Origin of the sequence: Paenibacillus barcinonensis (assembly GCF_003217495.1) — a bacterium.
GTDB classification, from domain to species: domain Bacteria; phylum Bacillota; class Bacilli; order Paenibacillales; family Paenibacillaceae; genus Paenibacillus; species Paenibacillus barcinonensis.
Genome location: NZ_QJSW01000002.1, coordinates 397,710 through 418,010 on the forward strand (window position 1 = coordinate 397,710; position 20,301 = coordinate 418,010).

At 48.9% G+C, this 20,301-nt stretch carries 23 protein-coding genes and 1 riboswitch; of the genes, 2 read left to right on the forward strand and 21 right to left on the reverse strand.

Features of this window, described 5'->3' with window-relative positions; all coding sequences use genetic code 11:
- Positions 1 to 168: 168 nt before the first annotated feature.
- A riboswitch (FMN riboswitch) is annotated at positions 169 to 332 on the reverse strand.
- Positions 333 to 485: 153 nt separating this feature from the next.
- From DFQ00_RS05345 to DFQ00_RS05425, 17 genes are all read right to left on the reverse strand, one after another.
- On the reverse strand, positions 486 to 761 hold the full coding sequence (locus tag DFQ00_RS05345) for a hypothetical protein (protein ID WP_110895192.1): 276 nt from the start codon (positions 759 to 761) through the stop codon (positions 486 to 488).
- 230 nt (positions 762 to 991) lie between these two features.
- On the reverse strand, positions 992 to 1,423 hold the full coding sequence (locus tag DFQ00_RS05350; protein ID WP_110895194.1) for a peptidylprolyl isomerase: 432 nt from the start codon (positions 1,421 to 1,423) through the stop codon (positions 992 to 994).
- 244 nt (positions 1,424 to 1,667) lie between these two features.
- Positions 1,668 to 2,999, reverse strand: a complete 1,332-nt coding sequence (gene lysA, locus DFQ00_RS05355; RefSeq protein ID WP_110895196.1) for a diaminopimelate decarboxylase — start codon at positions 2,997 to 2,999, stop codon at positions 1,668 to 1,670.
- A gap of 103 nt (positions 3,000 to 3,102) precedes the next feature.
- The gene (locus DFQ00_RS05360) at positions 3,103 to 4,779 is read right to left on the reverse strand and encodes a spore germination protein (protein WP_110895198.1); all 1,677 of its coding nucleotides are present in this window, start codon (positions 4,777 to 4,779) and stop codon (positions 3,103 to 3,105) included.
- Positions 4,780 to 4,809: 30 nt separating this feature from the next.
- The gene (locus DFQ00_RS05365) at positions 4,810 to 5,232 is read right to left on the reverse strand and encodes a stage V sporulation protein AB (RefSeq protein ID WP_110895200.1); all 423 of its coding nucleotides are present in this window, start codon (positions 5,230 to 5,232) and stop codon (positions 4,810 to 4,812) included.
- The gene (locus DFQ00_RS05370) at positions 5,219 to 5,875 is read right to left on the reverse strand and encodes a stage V sporulation protein AA (RefSeq protein ID WP_110895202.1); all 657 of its coding nucleotides are present in this window, start codon (positions 5,873 to 5,875) and stop codon (positions 5,219 to 5,221) included. Before DFQ00_RS05370 ends, DFQ00_RS05365 begins: the two co-directional genes overlap by 14 nt.
- Positions 5,876 to 6,412: 537 nt before the next feature.
- The gene (gene sigF / locus DFQ00_RS05375; protein ID WP_110895204.1) at positions 6,413 to 7,168 is read right to left on the reverse strand and encodes an RNA polymerase sporulation sigma factor SigF; all 756 of its coding nucleotides are present in this window, start codon (positions 7,166 to 7,168) and stop codon (positions 6,413 to 6,415) included.
- Positions 7,169 to 7,182: 14 nt separating this feature from the next.
- Complete coding sequence (spoIIAB, locus tag DFQ00_RS05380; protein WP_110895206.1) at positions 7,183 to 7,638, reverse strand: anti-sigma F factor; 456 nt, start codon at positions 7,636 to 7,638, stop codon at positions 7,183 to 7,185.
- Positions 7,635 to 7,988: an anti-sigma F factor antagonist gene (gene spoIIAA, locus DFQ00_RS05385; RefSeq protein ID WP_110895208.1), complete on the reverse strand. Its 354-nt coding sequence runs from the start codon at positions 7,986 to 7,988 to the stop codon at positions 7,635 to 7,637. The genes spoIIAB and spoIIAA overlap by 4 nt, the downstream gene beginning before the upstream one ends.
- A 142-nt stretch (positions 7,989 to 8,130) precedes the next feature.
- Positions 8,131 to 9,252 carry a D-alanyl-D-alanine carboxypeptidase family protein gene (locus tag DFQ00_RS05390; protein ID WP_244213704.1) on the reverse strand — a complete coding sequence of 374 codons (1,122 nt, stop codon included), beginning with the start codon at positions 9,250 to 9,252 and terminating at the stop codon, positions 8,131 to 8,133.
- 424 nt (positions 9,253 to 9,676) lie between these two features.
- The gene (locus DFQ00_RS05395; RefSeq protein WP_110895212.1) at positions 9,677 to 10,501 is read right to left on the reverse strand and encodes a purine-nucleoside phosphorylase; all 825 of its coding nucleotides are present in this window, start codon (positions 10,499 to 10,501) and stop codon (positions 9,677 to 9,679) included.
- Between the two features lie 193 nt (positions 10,502 to 10,694).
- Entirely contained in the window at positions 10,695 to 11,585 is an 891-nt protein-coding gene (locus tag DFQ00_RS05400) for a tyrosine recombinase (protein WP_110895214.1), read from the reverse strand.
- A gap of 96 nt (positions 11,586 to 11,681) precedes the next feature.
- Positions 11,682 to 11,924, reverse strand: a complete 243-nt coding sequence (locus tag DFQ00_RS05405; RefSeq protein ID WP_110895216.1) for a DUF4227 family protein — start codon at positions 11,922 to 11,924, stop codon at positions 11,682 to 11,684.
- Positions 11,925 to 12,084: 160 nt separating this feature from the next.
- Entirely contained in the window at positions 12,085 to 12,552 is a 468-nt protein-coding gene (gene fur / locus DFQ00_RS05410) for a ferric iron uptake transcriptional regulator (protein ID WP_090922447.1), read from the reverse strand.
- Positions 12,553 to 12,659: 107 nt separating this feature from the next.
- Positions 12,660 to 13,289 carry a stage II sporulation protein M gene (gene spoIIM / locus DFQ00_RS05415; RefSeq protein ID WP_110895218.1) on the reverse strand — a complete coding sequence of 210 codons (630 nt, stop codon included), beginning with the start codon at positions 13,287 to 13,289 and terminating at the stop codon, positions 12,660 to 12,662.
- A gap of 122 nt (positions 13,290 to 13,411) precedes the next feature.
- Positions 13,412 to 14,629, reverse strand: coding sequence for an endonuclease Q family protein (locus DFQ00_RS05420; RefSeq protein WP_244213697.1), 1,218 nt, complete (start codon positions 14,627 to 14,629; stop codon positions 13,412 to 13,414).
- 2 nt (positions 14,630 to 14,631) lie between these two features.
- Complete coding sequence (locus DFQ00_RS05425; RefSeq protein ID WP_110895220.1) at positions 14,632 to 15,225, reverse strand: NUDIX hydrolase; 594 nt, start codon at positions 15,223 to 15,225, stop codon at positions 14,632 to 14,634.
- Positions 15,226 to 15,375: 150 nt separating this feature from the next.
- Here DFQ00_RS05425 and DFQ00_RS05430 point away from each other — a divergent pair, with 150 nt between their 5' ends.
- Complete coding sequence (locus DFQ00_RS05430) at positions 15,376 to 15,513, forward strand: Z-ring formation inhibitor MciZ (RefSeq protein WP_110895222.1); 138 nt, start codon at positions 15,376 to 15,378, stop codon at positions 15,511 to 15,513.
- Positions 15,514 to 15,589: 76 nt separating this feature from the next.
- Here the strand turns inward: DFQ00_RS05430 and DFQ00_RS05435 are convergent, their stop codons facing one another.
- Positions 15,590 to 16,720, reverse strand: coding sequence for a M20/M25/M40 family metallo-hydrolase (locus DFQ00_RS05435; RefSeq protein WP_110895224.1), 1,131 nt, complete (start codon positions 16,718 to 16,720; stop codon positions 15,590 to 15,592).
- Positions 16,721 to 16,800: 80 nt separating this feature from the next.
- On the opposite strand from DFQ00_RS05435, the gene prli42 reads away from it, so the two are divergent.
- Positions 16,801 to 16,902, forward strand: coding sequence for a stressosome-associated protein Prli42 (gene prli42, locus DFQ00_RS05440; protein WP_110895226.1), 102 nt, complete (start codon positions 16,801 to 16,803; stop codon positions 16,900 to 16,902).
- Between the two features lie 26 nt (positions 16,903 to 16,928).
- Here the strand turns inward: prli42 and lipB are convergent, their stop codons facing one another.
- The 3 genes from lipB to DFQ00_RS05455 all read right to left on the reverse strand — a co-directional run bounded on the left by lipB (position 16,929) and on the right by DFQ00_RS05455 (position 20,299).
- Positions 16,929 to 17,639 carry a lipoyl(octanoyl) transferase LipB gene (gene lipB, locus DFQ00_RS05445; protein ID WP_110895228.1) on the reverse strand — a complete coding sequence of 237 codons (711 nt, stop codon included), beginning with the start codon at positions 17,637 to 17,639 and terminating at the stop codon, positions 16,929 to 16,931.
- A 114-nt stretch (positions 17,640 to 17,753) separates the two neighbouring features.
- A complete protein-coding gene (locus DFQ00_RS05450; protein ID WP_110895230.1) occupies positions 17,754 to 19,232 on the reverse strand; it encodes a dihydrolipoamide acetyltransferase family protein in 1,479 nt (492 codons plus the stop codon).
- An 80-nt stretch (positions 19,233 to 19,312) separates the two neighbouring features.
- Entirely contained in the window at positions 19,313 to 20,299 is a 987-nt protein-coding gene (locus DFQ00_RS05455) for an alpha-ketoacid dehydrogenase subunit beta (RefSeq protein WP_110895232.1), read from the reverse strand.
- Between the last annotated feature and the right edge of the window lie 2 nt (positions 20,300 to 20,301).

Consider the following 20,301-nt stretch of genomic DNA (forward strand, 5'->3'; position numbering starts at 1 on the left):
AACACATACCCTGATAAATACAATGTTCAGGTAAAGAGTTTCTTATAAAACGGTATGACGTACAGGAAGCTTCACTCAACTACGAACCTTCCTTGCACAGCGTTGCGAGCTATTGTGAAACGGCTGTGCAGCATTACTCCTGCGGAGTGCAGCCTGTTAGGCATGCACACTCTCCTTCTCCCATCCAGACTATACTGTCGGTTCTGGAATTACACCAGATCAGCCATCTGCCACAGGCAGACAGGTCACGGACTTTGCAATGTTGAATACGTATGCTGTCTCAACATGACATCACCGCCGGTAGGGAATTTCACCCTGCCCTGAAGGATTCGCTATCGTTATTAATTGGATGTTAGCACTTTAGTGTCAAAAAATCAATTTATTTTTGTTTCTTTTTGTCACATACTAACTTTTAATAAGCATTTATGTAATCGAATCCTATTTCGCACGAGACACGAATTCTAATCCTACTCGAAAATAACCTTCTAAAGATGAGGAAAACACCATCTCGCCATATGCCTCAGCTCCTTAGCAGCACTGAACGGAATACGGTCCGGTGCTGGCTGTTCAGCAACAGGAGCCGGCATATTCCTGGCTACTCTTCTAACCCAGCTCGTAGAGTCCATTCCGATGGCTGAACGCTGCCAGCGTGCATCGTGCCTTGGGCGAACCGTCAGAATAAGGTCTTCTTTGCCTGGCATATCTGGAAACACTCCCTCCAAATACTCGACAATGGTAAGATCGTTACTTATGTTCTTCATTCCGGGACTCCATGCCATGTCATAATACCCCACTATGGAGTGCCAATCACGATGTCTTCAGCTTAGAATAATTCAGATTTCATCGACTCGCCAGCTCCTTTAAGCTTATTTTGACAAGATCAAACAAGACTTTCATTAAAAAAATCGAATACCTACACAAAACCCCTGGGACTTCTGTAATAGAAGTTACCAGGGGTTCAGTAGTTATATGTTTATGCTGTAGCCTGAGATTAAACCTCTACAACCTCAACCGTTTCCATCTTGTCGCGGCCTTCAAATGCATCAACAAACTCCATACCTTTCGTTACTTTACCAAATACAGTATGTTGTCCGTCCAGATGTGGCTGTGGTTGGTAGCAGATGTAGAACTGGCTTCCACCTGTGTTGCGTCCAGCATGTGCCATTGCAAGTGTTCCACGCTCGTGTTTGTTCGGGTTAATCTCACAGTTGATCGTGTAGCCAGGGCCGCCAGTACCGGTACCGCTAGGGCATCCGCCTTGAGCTACGAAGCCCGGAATAACACGGTGGAACACAAGACCGTTGTAGAAGCCGGAGTTTGCCAGCTTTTCAAAGTTCGCTACTGTATTTGGAGCTTCCTGATCAAACAGATCAATCAGAACTTCTCCGCCGTTTGCCAATTTAATTTTCGCTTGTTTCGCCATATGTAAATGACTCCTTTCAATTTTGAGCAAAGTGAATTGTTGTGACGTAACACCAACCCTGAGGTCGAGAATTACAGCACTTTTCTTAGTTTACACCGAAAATAGATGAATCGCAAAACAAACAGCAATTTTTTTGGATTTTCCTGTACGAAGCACCAGATCAATTCACATGCTCCAGACGTCCTTAATCCGCATGACAAAAGGCGGAAAAGGGCTTGCCCCTCTCCCGCCTCTTATTAATGAATCAACGAGTAACCGGCTGTTTGCCAATACGCGCTGGAACGAGGTCGTTCTGGATAATGTCCTGGTACGACTCGCGACGCACGACAACATCACCTTGACCGTCTTTGACAAACACAACAGCTGGACGACGAATCCGGTTGTAGTTGCTTGCCATTGAGTAGTTATATGCGCCTGTGCAGGCCACAGCCAGCAGGTCGCCGCTCTCCACTTTTGGCAGATCCAGATCCCAGATCAGCATATCACCGCTCTCGCAGCATTTGCCAGCTACAGAAACCGTTTCTGTAGCTGCTTCGTTTGCACGATTAGCCAGCACCGCTTCGTATTTGGACTCATACAGTGCAGGACGCGGGTTATCCGTCATACCACCGTCTACCGCAACATATTTACGCACACCAGGAATGTCTTTGCTTGTTCCAACCGTGTAAAGTGTTGTACCTGCTTCACCTACGATCGAGCGACCCGGTTCAACCCAGATTTCAGGCACTGCATAACCGATTTGAGCAAAATGATTTTTCACTGCATCCGTAATGGCCTTCACGTACTGTGCCACTTCCAGCGGCGTGTCTCCGTCAATATAACGAATGCCGAACCCGCCACCAAGGTTTACAACCTTAAAAGCAACGTTCAGGCGCTCATACACACTTGCTGCAAATTCAGCAACACGTTGAACCGCCATCTGGAAACCTTCCACCTCAAAGATTTGCGAACCGATGTGAGAATGCACACCAAGCAATACAAGGTTTGGCTGATTAGAAGCCAGTTCAATCGCTTCAAAGGCTGTGCCGTTCCCAATATCAAAGCCGAACTTCGAGTCGGTTTGTCCTGTCGAGATATACTCATGCGTATGTGCTTCAACACCTGGCGTCACACGCAGAAGGATGTTCACTTTGCGATTTTTATCCGCTGCAACAGCTTGAAGCAGGTGCAACTCGTTAAAGTTATCTACTACGAAGCAACCGATCTCGGCATCCAGTGCCATTTCGATCTCTTCCAGCGTTTTGTTATTGCCATGGAAGTGAATACGCTCGGCAGGGAATCCCGCCTGCAACGCTGTGAACAGCTCCCCGTCAGATACGACATCCAGGGAAAGACCTTCCTCAGCTGCAAGAGCACACATAGCCATGACACAGAATGCTTTACTCGCATACGCAACCTGGAAGCCCAGACCGGAAGCGCGGAATGCCTCCATGTATTCTCTGCAGCGCTCGCGAACCAATTGCTCGTCCACAACATAGAGCGGTGTGCCGAATTGTTCCTTCATATCTGTTACGTCTACTCCACCAATCTCCAGATGACCTTGCTCATTTATTCTACTTGTACCGTGTAAATACATCGTCTGCATTCCTCACTTTTTATATACTGGAACATTTGCTATTCCAATGATTTTACACCAGTATACCAAATTAAGCTGGGAGATGAATGGATTTTTCGGCACATCATTTGTGTTTTTTACTTTTTTGCAACTCGCCGTCAGGATCATCCGACATCTTGGTGTTGTCACGTGTTTTGTTGATTGATGGACGTTTCTTGCTAACAAGCAATGGAAGCCTGAACAGGAAGCTGCCAAATGCCTTTGCATTAAACGGTATAAACGGCCAAAGATAAGAAGAATTGTAGGAGCGGTGAATGGTCAGAGCTACAATCAGGATTGTCGTTCCAGCAACGAGACCGGGCACCTTAAATATCGCAACCGCAATCAGTAATAACAACCTGACCAGTCGATTTGCCAGACCTAACTCATAGCTCGGTGTAGCGAACATTCCAATGGCTGCAATAGCCATATACAACACCACTTCATTAACAAAATAACCTGTCTTCACCGCAATATCTCCGACCAGAATGGCCGCAATCAACCCCATGGCTGAAGCTAGCGGAGTTGGTGTATGAACGGCTGCCATTCGTAGTAGGTCTACCCCGAGTTCAATGAGCAGGAACTGCAGAATGATCGGCAGCTTTACACTTTCCTGAGGACCGATGAAATCAAGCCCCGGTGGTTTGAGAGAGGGTTCAATGACCATAAGCATCCACAGTGGCAGCAAGAACAACGAAATCAAAATGCCAGCAAAACGTACCCAACGCAGATAGGTTCCCATCAAAGCCGTCTGCCTGTTCTCTTCAGCATGCTCGCAAAGGTCAAAAAAGGTCGTAGGCAGGATCATCACACTCGGAGACGTATCTACAAAAATAACCACACGTCCCTCCATCAGATGAGAGGCTGTAACGTCAGGCCGTTCGGAATACCGAACCAGCGGGAATGGATTCCAGCCTTTATTGATAATCGCTTCCTCAAGCTGCTTATCAGCAGCGGGAATGCCGTCGATATCCACTCGCTTTATTTTTTCACGAACGGAATCCACCTGCACCTTGTCAACAATGTCGTCAATATACACCACACACACATCCGTCTGCGTTCTCCGCCCGACCTGCATGAGTTCAAACTTCAAGCCAGGGTCCCGTATTCTGCGGCGTACCAGCGCCACATTCGTCAGCAGCGTCTCCGTAAAGCCATCCCGCGAACCTCGAACGACACGTTCCAATGAAGGCTCCTCGGGCGATCTTACCGGATAACTCCGGGTGTCCATAATCAGAACAGAGCGGTCTCCTTCCACAAACATAGCACTCATGCCCATTAACACCTTACGGATGACAGCACTCATCTTATCGACACGTTCCACCTGAATATGGGGAATATAACATTCAAAATAGGATTTGAGCGCGTGCTCCGATACCTGGTCCGGGGAGAGATAGGTTAGTCTTTTTAACACTTCCAGCAATATTTCATCCTTCGCAAAACCTGTTAGCAGCAGCAATCCCACATGCTTGCCACCAAGCACCATTTCTCTCAGATCGACATCGAAGGACTCGCCAAGCCCGAGCACTTGTTTAAGCGTATTTTTGTTATCACTCATACGTGGGGAGATGTCATCGTTGTGCTGCCAATACTGTACGGATTCCTCAATGCTGTCGGACATCTCGTTTTGTTTTTTCTTCTGCTGTGCCCTCTCCTCCTCTTCCATCTGGATTTCGTATGCGGACTTGTGTATCATGCCTTCTGTAATCCCATCACCTTGTTCATAACCCGCGTGTTCTGAACGCTCTGTATGTTCGTCCATGTCCATCCTCCTTTAACCTGTGATGCCGATTTACCGCCGATATATGAAAAAATCAAACAACGAACCTGTCATTTTGCCCAGAATCATCGCCAGCAGCAGCCCAAATAAATACGATCTCATGCCCAGCCTTTTGGCCAGAATGGGCAGTACATTCAGCACCTCTGTCAGCGCCGCTGCCAGCAGACCGATAAACACACCACAGAACATCCCGACAATAGGACTTAGCAACATGACCCCATGCAACTTCCAATGCCAGAAATCCGCTACCGTTCCCAGTAATGAACCTCCAATGAGAGCACCCTCATACCAATGGGTTTTATCATAGGATTGTGTCACCTGTGCTAGTCTTGGAATCATATCCAGCACCAGAATGAGTGCAATAACCCCACTCCCCACTGCAATGCCTCCCGCAATGCCAAGTACAATGCTGATCGCCCCGTTAAGCACGCTCATCGTCGTTCAGCTCCCTGCGGTACCGCTCATGCATACGCTCGGTCTCTTCGATGACCACAAATTGATCCACATTTTGCTGATATAGAAACATCTCTACTTCGAGTGGTGTCGGTTCCTCATTCCATTTTTTCTTAAACAGATGATTAAAGAAGACAGCCATGCCAAAGCCGATCCCCAAGGAATAAGCCAGCTGAAACAAATACGGATGCTCATCCCGTTGACCCGTCAGCATCTCCACAATCCGAATCTGAACCTCCTGCATGTTGACGTCCGCATGAAAATTCATAATCGTCAGCGCCGAGCCAAAAAACAGCAGCAGCCATACGAGAATAAAGAGCGATTTCGAAGGCTGACCATTACCTGCCATCACTTCAACCAATGTATGTCCCGATCCCATCAGCTCCACGTTTACGTCCGGCAACTGCTGCCGAATCCGGGGAATAATCTGCAAAATATCAATGAGAATCAGGTTGCCATCCTCCGGTCCGGGCCGCAGCAGTTCGAGCTCCAACAATCTGTCCTCCTGTTGCTCGGATGAGGCCAGCACATGGGCAATATCCCGCAGCTTAACCACTCGACCTCTCTGGATGCGAATTCGACTGCGCATGCGAACGTAGACCGTCGGAGGGGGTGTCTGGAACATCCAAAGCACTCCTTTACTGCGTAATTTAGGGTGTATCTGAAAACACTGGAGGAGGCAGATTTTGCTGATTTTTCGCTCCAGGCCAGGAAACTTTCCGCAGGCGTGCCGGGGCATTTCAAGGGAAAGTAACGAGCATGGGGCGAAAAGGTGGTAAAAGATGCACTTCAGCGGTTTCAAGACACGTCCTTGGTTAGTATTTGAAGAATGTACAAATTTATTACATTTAAGTTGGAAAAGAATATGGAGGGGGCGTTGGACGCCGCGGCATGGATCGGTATCGGGCGCTGGTTATCCCCGCATTTCTGGTTTTCTCCTTTCCAAGGAGGAAATCAGGTGATAAACGCGCTCGCTTCGCTCCTTTTACCGATTCCATCCCTCCGCTGGCCAGCCTCTCTTTTTTCCGAAAGAGATGGAAGTGACAAACAAAACGACAAATAACCTCATCGCCAAATAGCACGAATTGAGGTTGTTAGTTGTCGTATTATGATGAATATGCACCATCATTATTGATGCAATCCTCCATGATTCATTTCTGAATCACTGTGCGATCTGATCGCGGATGGATTGTAATATTTTTTTCTCCAGACGTGATACCTGCACCTGGGATATACCCAGCCTGCTTGCCACCTCGGATTGGGTTTGATCCCGGTAGTATCGCAGATATACGATGAGTCGTTCCCGCTCACTGAGGCCGCCGATGGCTTCATTCAGCGCCAGCTTGTCGAACCACTTCTCCTGCGTTTCATCCGCGATCTGATCCATCAGTGTAATCGGATCACCATCATTTTCGAATACCGTCTCATGAATGGAGGTCGGTGGTTTATTCGCCTCCTGGGCGAATACGACTTCCTCCGGAGTAACCCCGAGTTCAGCGGCAACCTCCTTGATCGTTGGCAGCCGATCCAGATGTTTAGACAGCTCATCCCGCTTTTTGCGGACCTTGTTAGCCATCTCTTTCAGCGATCGACTAACCTTGAGGGTCCCGTCATCCCGCAGGAAACGCTGAATCTCACCAATGATCATCGGTACCGCATACGTCGAGAACTTTACGTCATAACTAAGATCAAACTTGTCCACTGACTTGAGCAGGCCGATACAGCCGATCTGGAATAGATCCTCCGGCTCATATCCCCTGTTCATAAAACGCTGCACGACGGACCAGACGAGTCTGATGTTGCAGTTCACCAGCGTATCCCGAGATACATGGTCACCCGACTGACTGAGCGCAATCAGCCGTTTGACCTCGGCATCGTCCAAGTAGGTCTGTGAAGATGGTTTCACTTCAGCATCCATAAGAATACCAACCCCTAATTATACAATGCTTTCTTGGATTCAATCCTTTTTTTCATCTTGATGGAGGTGCCTCTGCCGGGCTCGCTGCTGACTTCGAATTCATCCATGAAGTTTTCCATAATGGTAAAGCCCATGCCCGACCGCTCAAGTTCAGGTTTGGACGTATACAGCGGCTGTTTGGCCAAATCCAGATCTTCAATGCCTTCACCGCGGTCCTCTACAATAATCGTAATCATATCCTCACGAATCTCGGCCTGAATGGTCACTACACCTTCCGGGTTGTTATTGTATCCGTGAATGATACTGTTGGTCACCGCTTCGGAGACCACTGTTTTCAGGTCACTGAGCTCGTCCATCGTCGGATCAAGCTGCGAGATAAAAGCAGCAACCGTCACCCGTGCAAACGATTCATTCTCCGACTTGGCCGCGAATTGCAGATTCATGAAATTTGTCCCTGTTCCTTCATTCATGAGACGACCTCCAGACCTGAGAGAGCTGTTCCCTCATTTTCGTATATCGGCATGATTTTGAACAAGCCCGACATTTCCAGCAAACGATATACCGGCGCATTGACATCACAGACGACCATTTTGCCGCCTTTATTTTTGATCAGTTTATATCTCCCCAAAATAACACCAAGCCCTGAGCTGTCCATAAATTGCAGATCCTTCAGGCTGAGCACCAGGTGTTCACTTTGTCTACGCTGAATCGCTTCGTCCATCTGCATACGAACCATATCGGCTGTATGGTGATCCAGCTCCCCGGATAATCGTACAATCAAAATCCCGCGGTGATGCTCCATGTCCACATTCAAATTCACGTTTGCCCACTCTCCTCCCTGTCTTGAACAAGGATTTCTACGCTGCCAGAAGCTTTTCCTGCCCCACGACAAAACTAGAAGAAAACCCCTATTTAACTACATAAATCGTTCAAGGTGCAAGGAGAAAGACGTTTTTTGCCATTTAATCAAACAAGCCCGAGGTTGTACGCTTGAATAGCTTCCACCAGCCTGCTTTACCTACATCCTGTGGAGCCTGGATATCAAATTCCTTAATGACTTCGTTGCCTTGATATACAACGAGCTTGCCTATGCTTTGTCCTGCTTTGATCGGTGCTTTCAGTTCCTTGGCGACAATCAATTCATGACGAATATCATTCGACTTGGCCCCTTTGCGCATCAGGACACTGTAGTTTTGGGATGCATTCAGCGGAAGCTCGGCGACATCGCCTTTTTCAATCTTCAGGCTGCCCAGCAGATCGCCCGCTTTGTAAAGTGACTTCATTGTGTATTGAGCAAAGGCATAGTCGAACATTGAAGAAACTTCACTGTTTCGGGTTTTGGTATTCGGCTCACCCAGAACAACAGCAACGACACGCAGCCCATCCTTCGAGGCGGTAGCCGACAGACAGAATTTGGCTTCCGAGGTGTACCCGGTTTTCAAACCGTCTGCACCCTGATAGAAACGCACAAGTTTGTTCGTGTTCACAAGCCAGAACGGCTTCTCCGAGTCTTTACGCAGGTAATCCTGATAAGCACCTGTATATTTGGTGATGCCTTGATGCTTCAACAATTCACGGCTCATCACCGCAATATCGTGTGCAGACGAGTAATGATCAGTCACAGGCAGACCGTTCGCATTGGCAAAACGTGTATCCTTCATGCCCAGCTCCTGCGCACGCTCGTTCATCAGCTGCACAAAGGCCTCTTCCGAGCCAGCCAGCTTCTCTGCCATCGCAACCGATGCATCATTACCTGAGGCCATAGCGATCCCTTTTAACATGTCATCCACGGACATTTCCTCACCTGGCTCCAGAAAAATCTGTGAACCGCCCATAGATGCCGCATATTCACTCGTTCTTACTTTATCCGTTAACTTTAACTTGCCCGAATCAATTGCTTCCATCGTAAGCAGCATTGTCATAATCTTCGTAATGCTTGCCGGAGGCAGCTGATCATGACTGTTTTTCTCATAAATAACGGTGCCCGTGTCCGCATCCATCAGAATGGCAGAGCGTGCCGATGGAGCCAAATCCGCTCCTCCACTAGCCTTTGGTGCCTCTTCTGCCACCGCCGGAGCTGTCATCAGAGGCAGCAGCATACAAACAGTCATGAAAGATGCCCATATTCTTTTTCTCACTAGGTTCCCTCCTCAAATGAAATGCTTGGTGTGTGTCCTCGCATGTACTGCTAACCATTGTCGGCCCGTTCGCAGTAAATTATTCCATTCTCAGCAGGTTTTCCCTAACTTTTTTTGGTGAATTAAAAGACATAGCTATTCTTCGTTGAAAGAGTCTGGTTATTGAAGGACGATATTTCCCTGATTAGGAGAGCGTATACGTTCATAAAATGTTTCATTACAGCCGTGTTCACGATATCCTATCTCCTCATTATCACTAAAAAAGGAACAAATAATGGAGAATACCTCATCCCATTACTTGTTCCCTGCTCAATTTACAATTTATTAAACTAAGGAAGATGAATTCAATTCAACCTTAGCTCTATCAACATTACATCTTCGGAATTACAGCCAGCACAAGCGCAAGGAATGCTTCGCGAACACGCTCCGTTGTTTCCATCACCTCGTCATGTGACAGCGGCTGATCCAGTATACCGGCAGCCATGTTGCTGATACAGGAGATGCCGAGCACTTCCAGGCCCGCATGACGAGCAACAATGACCTCGGAAACGGTAGACATGCCCACCGCATCTGCACCGAGAGTGCGAAGCATTTTGATTTCAGCAGGTGTTTCATAGTTTGGTCCAAGCATACCTGCATATACACCCTCCTGCACCTTGAAGCCCTGTGCAGCTGCCGTATCCTTCGCAAGAGCACGCAAGCGGCGACTGTAGGCTTCAGACAAGTCCGGGAAGCGTACACCAAGCGCTGCATCATTCGGTCCAATTAACGGATTTCTGCCCGTCAGGTTCAAGTGATCCGAGATCAGCATCAAATCTCCCGCTTGATAAGACGTGTTAACACCACCAGCCGCATTGGTTACAAGCAGGCTGCTTACGCCCAGTGCTTTCATGACACGAACCGGGAATGCCGTCAGTTCCGGGCCATATCCTTCGTACATATGAAAACGACCTTTCATCATGACAACGGGGCGACCTTGAATCGTGCCAATCAGCAGCTCGCCTTCATGTCCTTCGACAGTGGACACTGGAAAATGCGGAATGTCCTGATAAGCAATGCTCACGCCATCTTCAATCAGTTCGGCGAGCACACCGAGACCTGATCCGAGAATCAAGCCAACCTCCGGCTTGATCGAACTTTTACTTTGAATATAAGATGCCGCCTCTGTAATCATTTGTTGATTTAAAGCTGTCATAAGATGTAGTTCCTCCTTGAATAAAAACGATCCGTTGATGAACAGCGACTGCGTCACCTGTACCCGTCTGGGCAATCAGGTATATTTCAACACACAGCTGTCTATGTATAACGGCGTTTGGTTTGTTCGAATTTATTTTACCCTAAAATGTTCCATCACTCTTCCCGCCATTGTGAAAAATATACGGCAAAGGTTATCTTGCCCGCGGATGATGGGTTTCATAAATTTCTTTCATCGTTTTGCGTCCATGCTGGCTGTATTGCTGCCCAGGCTGCTCAACATGACCAAGCATGTCCTGCACCGCGCGAGTGTCTGCACCGCTTGCGATCAGATGGGCTGCAAAGGAATGGCGCAGCGTATGCGGCGTAATCTCGCCTGAAATGCCTGCGTCCACTGCCGCTTTTTTCAACAGCTTCCAGAACCCCTGCCGGGTTAATCGTCTGCCCGACACGTTGACAAACAGCGCCTGCTCGTCCGCTGCACCTTTAAGCATTTGATTCCGAAAATCGTTGATATACACGCTGGCCCAATGGGCAGCAGGAGCACCTATTGGCAGTATGCGCTCCTTCCCCGCTCCGCCACATCGAATGAAGCGCATGCCAGGCTGCACATCGCGAACATCAAGTGCAATTAGCTCCGACACCCGTATGCCCGTGGCATATAACAGCTCCAGCATTGCCCGATCTCGTACTCCTTGCGAAGAAGTCACATCAGGAGCAGCAAGCAGTAATTCGATCTCCTCCACGCTCAGCACTTGAGGTGGTGTTTTGTCTGCCTTAGGTGCCTCGACATCAAATGTAGGGTCTTGAATAATCTCTCCGCGCCGCATCAAAAAATGAAAATATGAGCGCAGCGACACGATGCTGCGGGCAATTGTTGCATTCGCACGGCCATCCTGCTTGAGCTGACCAACAAACAAAACAACGTGTGTCCGCCTTACCTCGCTCGCTTCGCGGATGTTGTATTCCTTTCTCACAAATTCCACGAACTTGTCCACATCTCGGAGATACGATTCCAGCGTACTGCTGGACATCCCCTTATCTTCTTCCAGGTATAACGCATAGGCGTGTATGGTCTGATTCATGTTCAACACTCCTCATCTGACAGCAATGCCAACAGGCAGACTGCTGCTCCCGTATTTGCATCCTGGCTGCCCCAAACTGCCTGCATGGGCTGACAGCTATTCCCCGTACCAATAGAAGAGACGGAGCCGCTCGGCCATCGTAGGACGCGCTTCTCCAATGCCTGACCAATCCGTTTCCTGAAATACCTTGACTGCGTTGCCGGTTGGCATCTGATACTGATCCACAGGAGAGATCCAACCATTAAACAGATCAAGCACGTGATAGAACAAATACACAAGCGCTGCGAAAAATATAATAAAACGTATAAAACGGAGCCCTCTCCGTACAGATATAATCATGGAACGATCCCCTTCCGTGTTCAAGTCCAGTATGGCCCTTGAAACAGGGTATGTTCGTATAGAAAGGATTATACCTTGGTGAGAAGAACCTCACACGAGGTCCGGGACCAAAAAAGCTCCCCCGTCAAAACCGCCGGTGAGAGCTTGAAGATAGGCTATGTTATTCTTCATCTTTGGGCTTTTGTTCATTTTTAGCTTTGCAACGATAACAAATTCCATGAAAGTCCAGTCGGTGATCTACGACCGAAAAGTTAAATTCCCGCTCCAGTCGCTCTTCAAGCGGTCCAAGCCAGTCCTCACGTATTTCATCCATACTTCCGCACTGAACGCAGATTAAGTGATGATGGTGATGCTTGGATGTATCTCCGCGCAGATCATAACGCGCTACACCGTCGCCGAAGTTGATTTTCTCTACAACATGCAGCTCACTCAGTAGTTCGAGGGTACGGTACACGGTTGCCAGACCGATTTCGGGAGCCTTTTCTTTAACGAGCATGAATACGTCCTCTGCGCTCAGATGATCTTCTTCATTCTCTAAAAGGACTCTGACGGTGGCTTCCCGCTGGGGCGTTAATTTATAACCTTGGGACTGTAGTTGCTGCTTAATTTTATCAATCCGTGCTTCCATTTTCTCCCTCCCCCTAGGAAATCACTGCACACTGCAACTTAACCCACTCTTTTCATTATAGGGGGAGTTCAATATTAAAGTCAACATTTTAGACCATGCTGCCCAAGCTAGACGGGAAGCAGCATCGGAGTCACCCAGCGCATCATAGCAGGCGTGACCCACGCTTCAAATGACGCCACACCAAGCAGCAGCACAGCCATAGCCAGTGTCAAAATAACATAGGAAGCAAATGGTCTTTGGCGACTTGGTGAACGATGCATTAACACCCGATTTCGAATGATATACAATGAAAACGTCATAGCAGCCACACTGCAGATGAGCAGGATCGGAATGACAAACAGATTATGTGGAGCAACCGACACAAGTGCAAACAGCAGCCCTTTCCAAGAATACTGTCCGACGAGGTAGCCTACCGTAAAACCGATCAGCACCCCTTTCAAAAAATCAAGCACCAGTATGCCCGGCAATCCAACGACAGACAAGCCAAGAATAAAAATCAGCCCGACCCATTTCAGATGAAGCATGGCAATATCCCAGTAGGTTCCGCTATCCACGCCTTGGGAGCTATGCTGCACGGTCATGAAGAAGTTGCCCAAGTATCCTTCGAGGTCCTGCCTTTGCTCCAGGGACAGGGCGTTGACCATTAATGCACCAAAAATAACACCTACCAGAAACAACACGGCGACGAATACATATAACGAGGTTTGCCCTTTGAACGTAAAATAGGAAGAACGCATCCAGGTACGAGTCCCCTTTCCGATAATCCTGCTGCAAGGATTCGCTACGATCTCATCATCCTTATAGTTCAGCCTATGAACCGGAACTCGCCTGTATGACATCTTGTCCGTTTTGTAATGCGCTACGCCCTCTGTGCTTTTGAATCCACTTTACCATACGTACCACCGCCGCCGGAGGACAGCACCAATTGCCCTTCCCGTGCAGCAACAATTAGCTCGGCCAGCACCGAACCAACAACCTCGGCCAGCTGACCTTCGTCCGTGCGATGCAGTACAGCCATTTCTGTGCCGAAACGATCCAGCAGCTGACGCAGCTTGGCTTTCCCAAGCCCCGGAATGAATTCCAGCGGAACCTGATAGTGATACGGAGGACGACCCGCAGGAAGCTCCGGCTGCTCCCGATCCGCAATGGCCAGTATCCGATCAAGTACACCTTGAACCAGCTTTTGACTGCCGCAAAGCGCGCACCGCTCCGCTGATAGATCGTGCTCATCCATTACACTGCCACATGCTGCACAATACGTCCGGTGATACTTCCCAAGCCTTGGATTCAAGCCGTAATTCGCTGTAATACGTCTTCCTTCTTCGCCTTTTAGTGCCAGACGAAATTCATCAAAGGAAGGAGCGGCAACCAACAGCTCATTGTATTCTCGTCCGATCTTCCCCAATGAATGGGCATCCGAGTTGGTTAGAAATCCCATCTGATCCAGTTCTAGGATATAACTGGCCATCGACGAATCCGAGCTGAGTCCCAGCTCGATTGCATCCACAAGGGTTGTATCCAGCACATCCGCCATACGCGGCGCTGTACTGCCGTAGATGCCCTTGTGCGGTGTGAACACATGAGCAGGCACAATCAGCCCGCCGCGGGCCTTGATCTCCGCTTGCATCTCAAGGGCAGAAACGTAGACCCGCTGGGAGCTAAGGTTTACATTTTTCATGTACGGTGTCATCCATGCGGTAAAGGACTTGATGGTGCTCAGATCACGAAAGTAGGCCAGCATATGAAATTCACGCATTTCAGGCTCACGCAGCTCAATCTCTGTGCCAAGTAAGATCGTTGTATCCCGATAAGCGATGCCCCCGCCCTCAACCTCGGACATCGTTCCATTCTCCAATAGCTCATCAATATCTCGTTGCACCACAGGTGAATGACAATCAATGACACCAAGCAATGGAATGCCTTTGCGATGTGTGGCCTCCCGGGCAATGTTCTCAAAGGTCAGATCACGGCTGCCGCTGATTTTAACCGCTTCACCGCGGGAAGTACGCCCGATGTGAATATGCAGATCTGCATAGCAGGGCTGCAGCAGCGCCGTTGTTTCCATTTCCTTTGTCATCCCTAGAACCGCCCTGTCGTTCTGTAAATGTCCCATGCATAGACAGCCATCATCGTTTTGGCATCACTGATCCGGTTTTCATCCATCAGCTTGTAAGCTTCCTCGAGCGTGATCTCCGAAACTTCAAGAAACTCGTCTTCGTCCAGCGCCATATTTCCGGCCTCCAGTTCTTCAGCGATGTACAGATGAATAATCTCGTCTGCGAAGCCTGGTGAGGTGTAGAAGGATCGCAAGTGTCGCAGCGATTGGGCTGTATACCCCGTCTCTTCCTTCAGCTCACGTGCAGCTGCAACCTCTGGCTTCTCCCCCGGGTCCAGCTTGCCGGCAGGAATCTCCACCTCAGTACGTCCCATGGCCTGACGGTACTGATCCACAACCAGCATCCGGTCGCCCTTCAGTGCCAGCACCGCTACCGCTCCCGGGTGCTTGATAATCTCCCGGGTTGCGGTCTGACCATTTGGCAGCTTGACCGTATCCACTTGAAGGGAGATCACCTTTCCCTCAAAGATCGGTTTAGTGGATACCGTTACTTCATCGAGCTTCGGGTTCGCGGGTTGCTTGGCATAGATTGATTCAGCAGATGTTTTGGATTTCATGTTTTTTTTCAGCTCCGTTTCTAATGGTGGTAAGTTCAAGTGAACTGAGATGTATAAATCATTGCTTTTGGGCATATGGTGAGTCTATAGGAAGCTAACCACGCTTTACTAAGAGCAAACGAAAGGTTAGTTACAAGGGGGACAACTTAAATGAAAAGTTATCTTACACCTCAATCTGCGCATGTTGTTGGACAAGCCAGACAAGTACAGCTCATTATCCGACAGTGGGTACGCGAATGGGGCCCTGACACCAAATTAAGCGAGATGCTGGCTGGACGCAAGGCTTAATTATACGGTTGTTCAAAAAGTCCGAACCCGGCCTTCACCGAATTCGGACTTTCTTTTCCGTTGTATCTTTTGTCTCTTACTTCCCTGTCGCCGTTTCCTGTACAATTGCTACAACCACCTGGGATAACTTAACGATGTCCGCAGCACGAATCCGCTCTTTCGTAGTATGAATATCTTCGTACCCCACCGCAAGGTTCACTGTAGGAATACCGAAGCCGTTAAATACGTTGGCGTCACTGCCCCCGCCGGAAGCAAATGTGCTCGTTTCAAGACCGAGGCTGCGGATCGCCCGCTGTGCCAGCTGCACGACCTCATGATCGTCATGAAAGCCAAAGGCAGGATACTTGATTTCACTGCGGAACTCTGCCGTAGCTCCATATTTGCGGCAGGTCGTCTCCAGCGCTTCACGCATCTCGGCCACCTGCCGTTCAATCTTCTCCTGCACAATGCTCCGAGCTTCCGCTTCAATCTGAACGAAATCACATACAACATTCAGTGCCGATCCGCCCTGAAAGCGTCCGATATTCGCAGTAGTCTCACCATCAATGCGTCCAAGCTTCATCGCTGCAATCGCTTTTGCTGCAACCTGGATTGCACTGATGCCATCCTCAGGATTCACACCAGCATGCGCTGACTTGCCATAGATGTTCATCAGAATCTCAGCTCTGGCCGGTGCCGCTACACAGATTGTGCCGACCGCACCGTTGGAGTCAAGCGCGTAACCAAATGCAGCATCAATGTCTTTGGCATTCATCGCACGCGCACCCGCAAGTGCAGATTCCTCACCAACGGTAATAACAAACTGGATTTTGCCGTGTGGAATGTTATTTTCCTGAATAACACGAATGGCTTCGAACAGCGCCGCGATCCCAGCCTTGTCATCTGCTCCGAGAATCGTCGTGCCGTCACTGCGAATCCAGCCATCCTGACCCAGCTCCGGCTTGATGCCTTGACCGGGGGTTACGGTGTCCATGTGGCATGTGAAGAAGATCGGATCTACACCTTCCACACCCGAGGCCTCCATTGTAATGACCAGGTTGCCCGCACCGTGACCTGTCTGGTTCATCGTATCGTCCTCATAGACGTGAAGGCCGAGGCCAGCGAACTGTTCTTTTAACACCTTGGATATGTTTTGCTCATGCTTGGTCTCGCTATCTATCTGCACCAGCTCCATAAACTGCTGAATAACACGTTGCTCATTAATCATTAGACTTTCCTCCCTATTGTAGATACGGTACAATAAAGCTACTATGCTTGTTTAAAAGGTCTGAAAGGAGTTCACTTTTCATGCAAAAAAAGAAATGGTTCAAAATTGTGATCTATCTCATGCTGCTCGCCATGATTGGCTCCACTCTGTTCATTGCACTAGAGCCGCTGCTATTTGGATAGTCCCTTGAAGCCCATCTGACGTGTTGTTATAAACGCTGGAGGGCTTCTTTTTCTGTATTCCACATGATGTCATATGGAAATATCCGCTGAAAATATGGAATCATCTCCTGAGCCACCTGCTCCACTGTATATCTCTTGCCCGTAATATCCTCGAGAGAGGTGACGCCATACTGCTGGATGCCACATGGAATAATGCCTTGAAACCCGGCATGCTGAATTCCTGAAGTAATGTTGAAGGCAAAGCCGTGACTCGTTACAAAACCACGTCTATGCTTGCATCGGTTAAACTTGATGCCGATGGCCGCGATTTTCAGATCACCAATCCATACACCCGTATACCCCTCTTTACGACCGGATTCAACCCCCTGAGCCGCAAGATAATCAATCATCACCTGCTCCAGCTTGCGCAGATAACCGTGCAGATCCAGCTCCTCATCCCGGCCTAGCACCAATAGAGGATATCCTACCAGTTGCCCCGGTCCATGATAAGTAATATCCCCGCCTCGATCAATTTGAAACAAGGAGATTCCCTGAGCCTTCAGCTCCTCCTCGCTCCATAACAGATGCTCGGGATGATTCTGAGAACCGATTGTATAGGTTGGCGGATGCTGCAACAGCAGCAGCTGTTCAGGACCATCGCCCGCGTCCAGCTGCTGCACGATAGATTTCTGAAGATTCCATGCTTCTTCATAATCCAGCATCGGTATGTATGCCACATTCAGCGATTTGCCCATCATTCCACACATCCTTCTGCCTCATTGATTAATATATGAAGATAAACCCGTCCGTAGACAATCAGAAAAGTGCACGGCCTGAGGCACATACACTTTCCCGTCATTTGTATTATACACTTAGTAAACTTTTGTCTCCATGTTGTAGCCTTCCAGGTTCTCCTTGACACGCTGCAAGAACCGGCCACAGATGACTCCATCCAGAATACGGTGATCCAGAGAAAGACACAGGTTCGCCATCGAGCGTACAGCGATCATATCGTTAATAACCACAGGTTTTTTCACGATGGATTCGAAGGTAAGAATCGCCGCCTGCGGATAGTTGATAATCGGCTGGGACAGAATCGAACCGAATGACCCCGTATTGTTCACGGTAAAGGTTCCACCTTGCATATGATCCAGCTTGAGTGTGCCTTCACGGGTCTTGCGTGCCAGATCATCAATCTCGCGAGCAAGCCCTGCAATGTTGCGCTGATCCGCTTGTTTGATTACTGGTGTAAGCACAGAGTCTTCTGTACCCACGGCCATGGACAGGTTGATGTCCCGCTTCACAATGATTTTGTCAACAGCCCATACCGAGTTCATGATCGGGTAATCTTTAATCGCATTGACGACACCCTTCATCATAAACGAAAGATAGGTCAGATTGATGCCCTCTTTGCGTTTAAACTCATCCTTCAGCTTGTTGCGCAGCATCACGAGATTGGTAACATCCACTTCAATCATCGTCCAGGCATGCGGAATTTCGGACACACTTTGACGCATATTCCGTGCAATCGCATTGCGCACAGGTGTCACATCAATGAAATACTCCGATCTTCCCTGACCGCCGCCCTCCACTTCAATCTGCGGAATTTTAGGACTTTCCGTCAGATGAATTCCGGAATGGCGTACAGGAACCCCCGCATCGGATGCAGGAATCGTCTGACCTGCTGCACTATTCGCAGATGCTGAGCCAGTATGCAAGCCAGCATCACGGTTAATCCCGCTGAAAGGCGATGAGGATGCTGGCTGTACTGGTGGACTAGCCACGTTATTGGTTTGCACCGATGCTGATGCTGCACTCGCTTGACCGCCCTGTGCAACAAATGAAAGCACGTCCTTACGTGTGATGCGTCCACCTGCACCTGTTCCCTGAATATGCTGCAGATTCAGTCCATGCTCTGCTGCCAGAGACTGCACTGCTGGCGAATAACGATTGCGCATCGGTTGGTTCGGATCATATGCCGCAGCAGTTGATCCAGTAGCGGCAGGCTGACCTGCATTCCGCTGTACCAGCGATGGCTGTACCTGCTGCTCTTCATATGCAGCAGGTGTTGCTTGCTGCGCTGCATCTTCTTCGGAAGCAACCACCTGCATACGGCAGATTGCTTCACCTACAGCAATGGTCGTTCCTTCTTCTACCAGCAGATCTCCCATCGTTCCGTCTACTGTAGATGGAATCTCGGCATTGACTTTATCGGTAATGACTTCACAGATCGGCTCGTACTGCTCCACAGGTTCACCCGGTTTTTTCAACCATTTGGCTATGGTCGCCGAAACCAGCGATTCCGCCAGCTGCGGCATGATGACGTCGATCCATTTCATACGTTCAGCCATTGATTTATCACTCCAAACTTTACTTTTAACCTTTAATGGAAGTATATACCATTAACGATCATTAAGATATCTTCTTTAAATTAGTATTCGGCAAGTTCACGCATGGCTGCTTTGGCCTTGTCCTTACTCAACATGAAAAATTTCTCCATCGTCGGGCTGATCGGCATGGCTGGTACATCTGGACCGCACAGACGCTGAATAGGGGCATCCAGATCAAATAAACATTCCTCACTGATAATAGCCGCAACCTCTGCACCAACACCACCCGTTTTATTATCCTCATGCACGATCAGCACCTTGCCCGTCAATCGGGCAGAAGCAATAATGGCTTCGCGGTCGAGCGGTTGCAATGTGCGCAAATCCAGTACATGGGAGGTAATGCCTTCTTCCCGCTCCAGCTCCTCTGCAGCCTGCATGACAAAATGCAAAGGCTGACTATATCCGATGACCGTAATATCTGCACCTTCACGAAGAACGTTCGCTTTTCCGATCGGAACGATGTAATCATCCTCAGGAACATCTTCCTTGATGAGCTTATAGCATTTTTTGTTTTCGAAAAAGAGTACAGGGTCCGGGTCACGGACAGCTGCTTTCAGCAGTCCTTTGGCGTCATACGCAGAATATGGAGCAATAATCTTCAATCCGGGCGTACCGAAAAAGATGGATTCCGGACATTGAGAATGGTACAGCCCGCCAAAGATCCCGCCCCCGATAGGCGCCCGAATGACGATTGGACAGCTCCAGTCGTTGTTGGAGCGGTAACGTATTTTGGCCGCTTCACTAATAATCTGGTTGGTTGCAGGCAGCATAAAATCCGAATATTGCATCTCGGCAATCGGCTTCATGCCGTACATCGCCGCACCAATTGCAACGCCCGCAATGGCGGATTCAGACAGCGGTGTATCCATCACACGCATCTCGCCAAATTGATCCTGCAACCCTTTGGTTGTAGTGAACACGCCACCTTTTACCCCGACATCCTCACCAAGAACAAACACATTTTCGTCCCGTTCCATCTCTTCTTTCATTGCGAGACGAATTGCATCAATATATTCCATCATAGCCATGA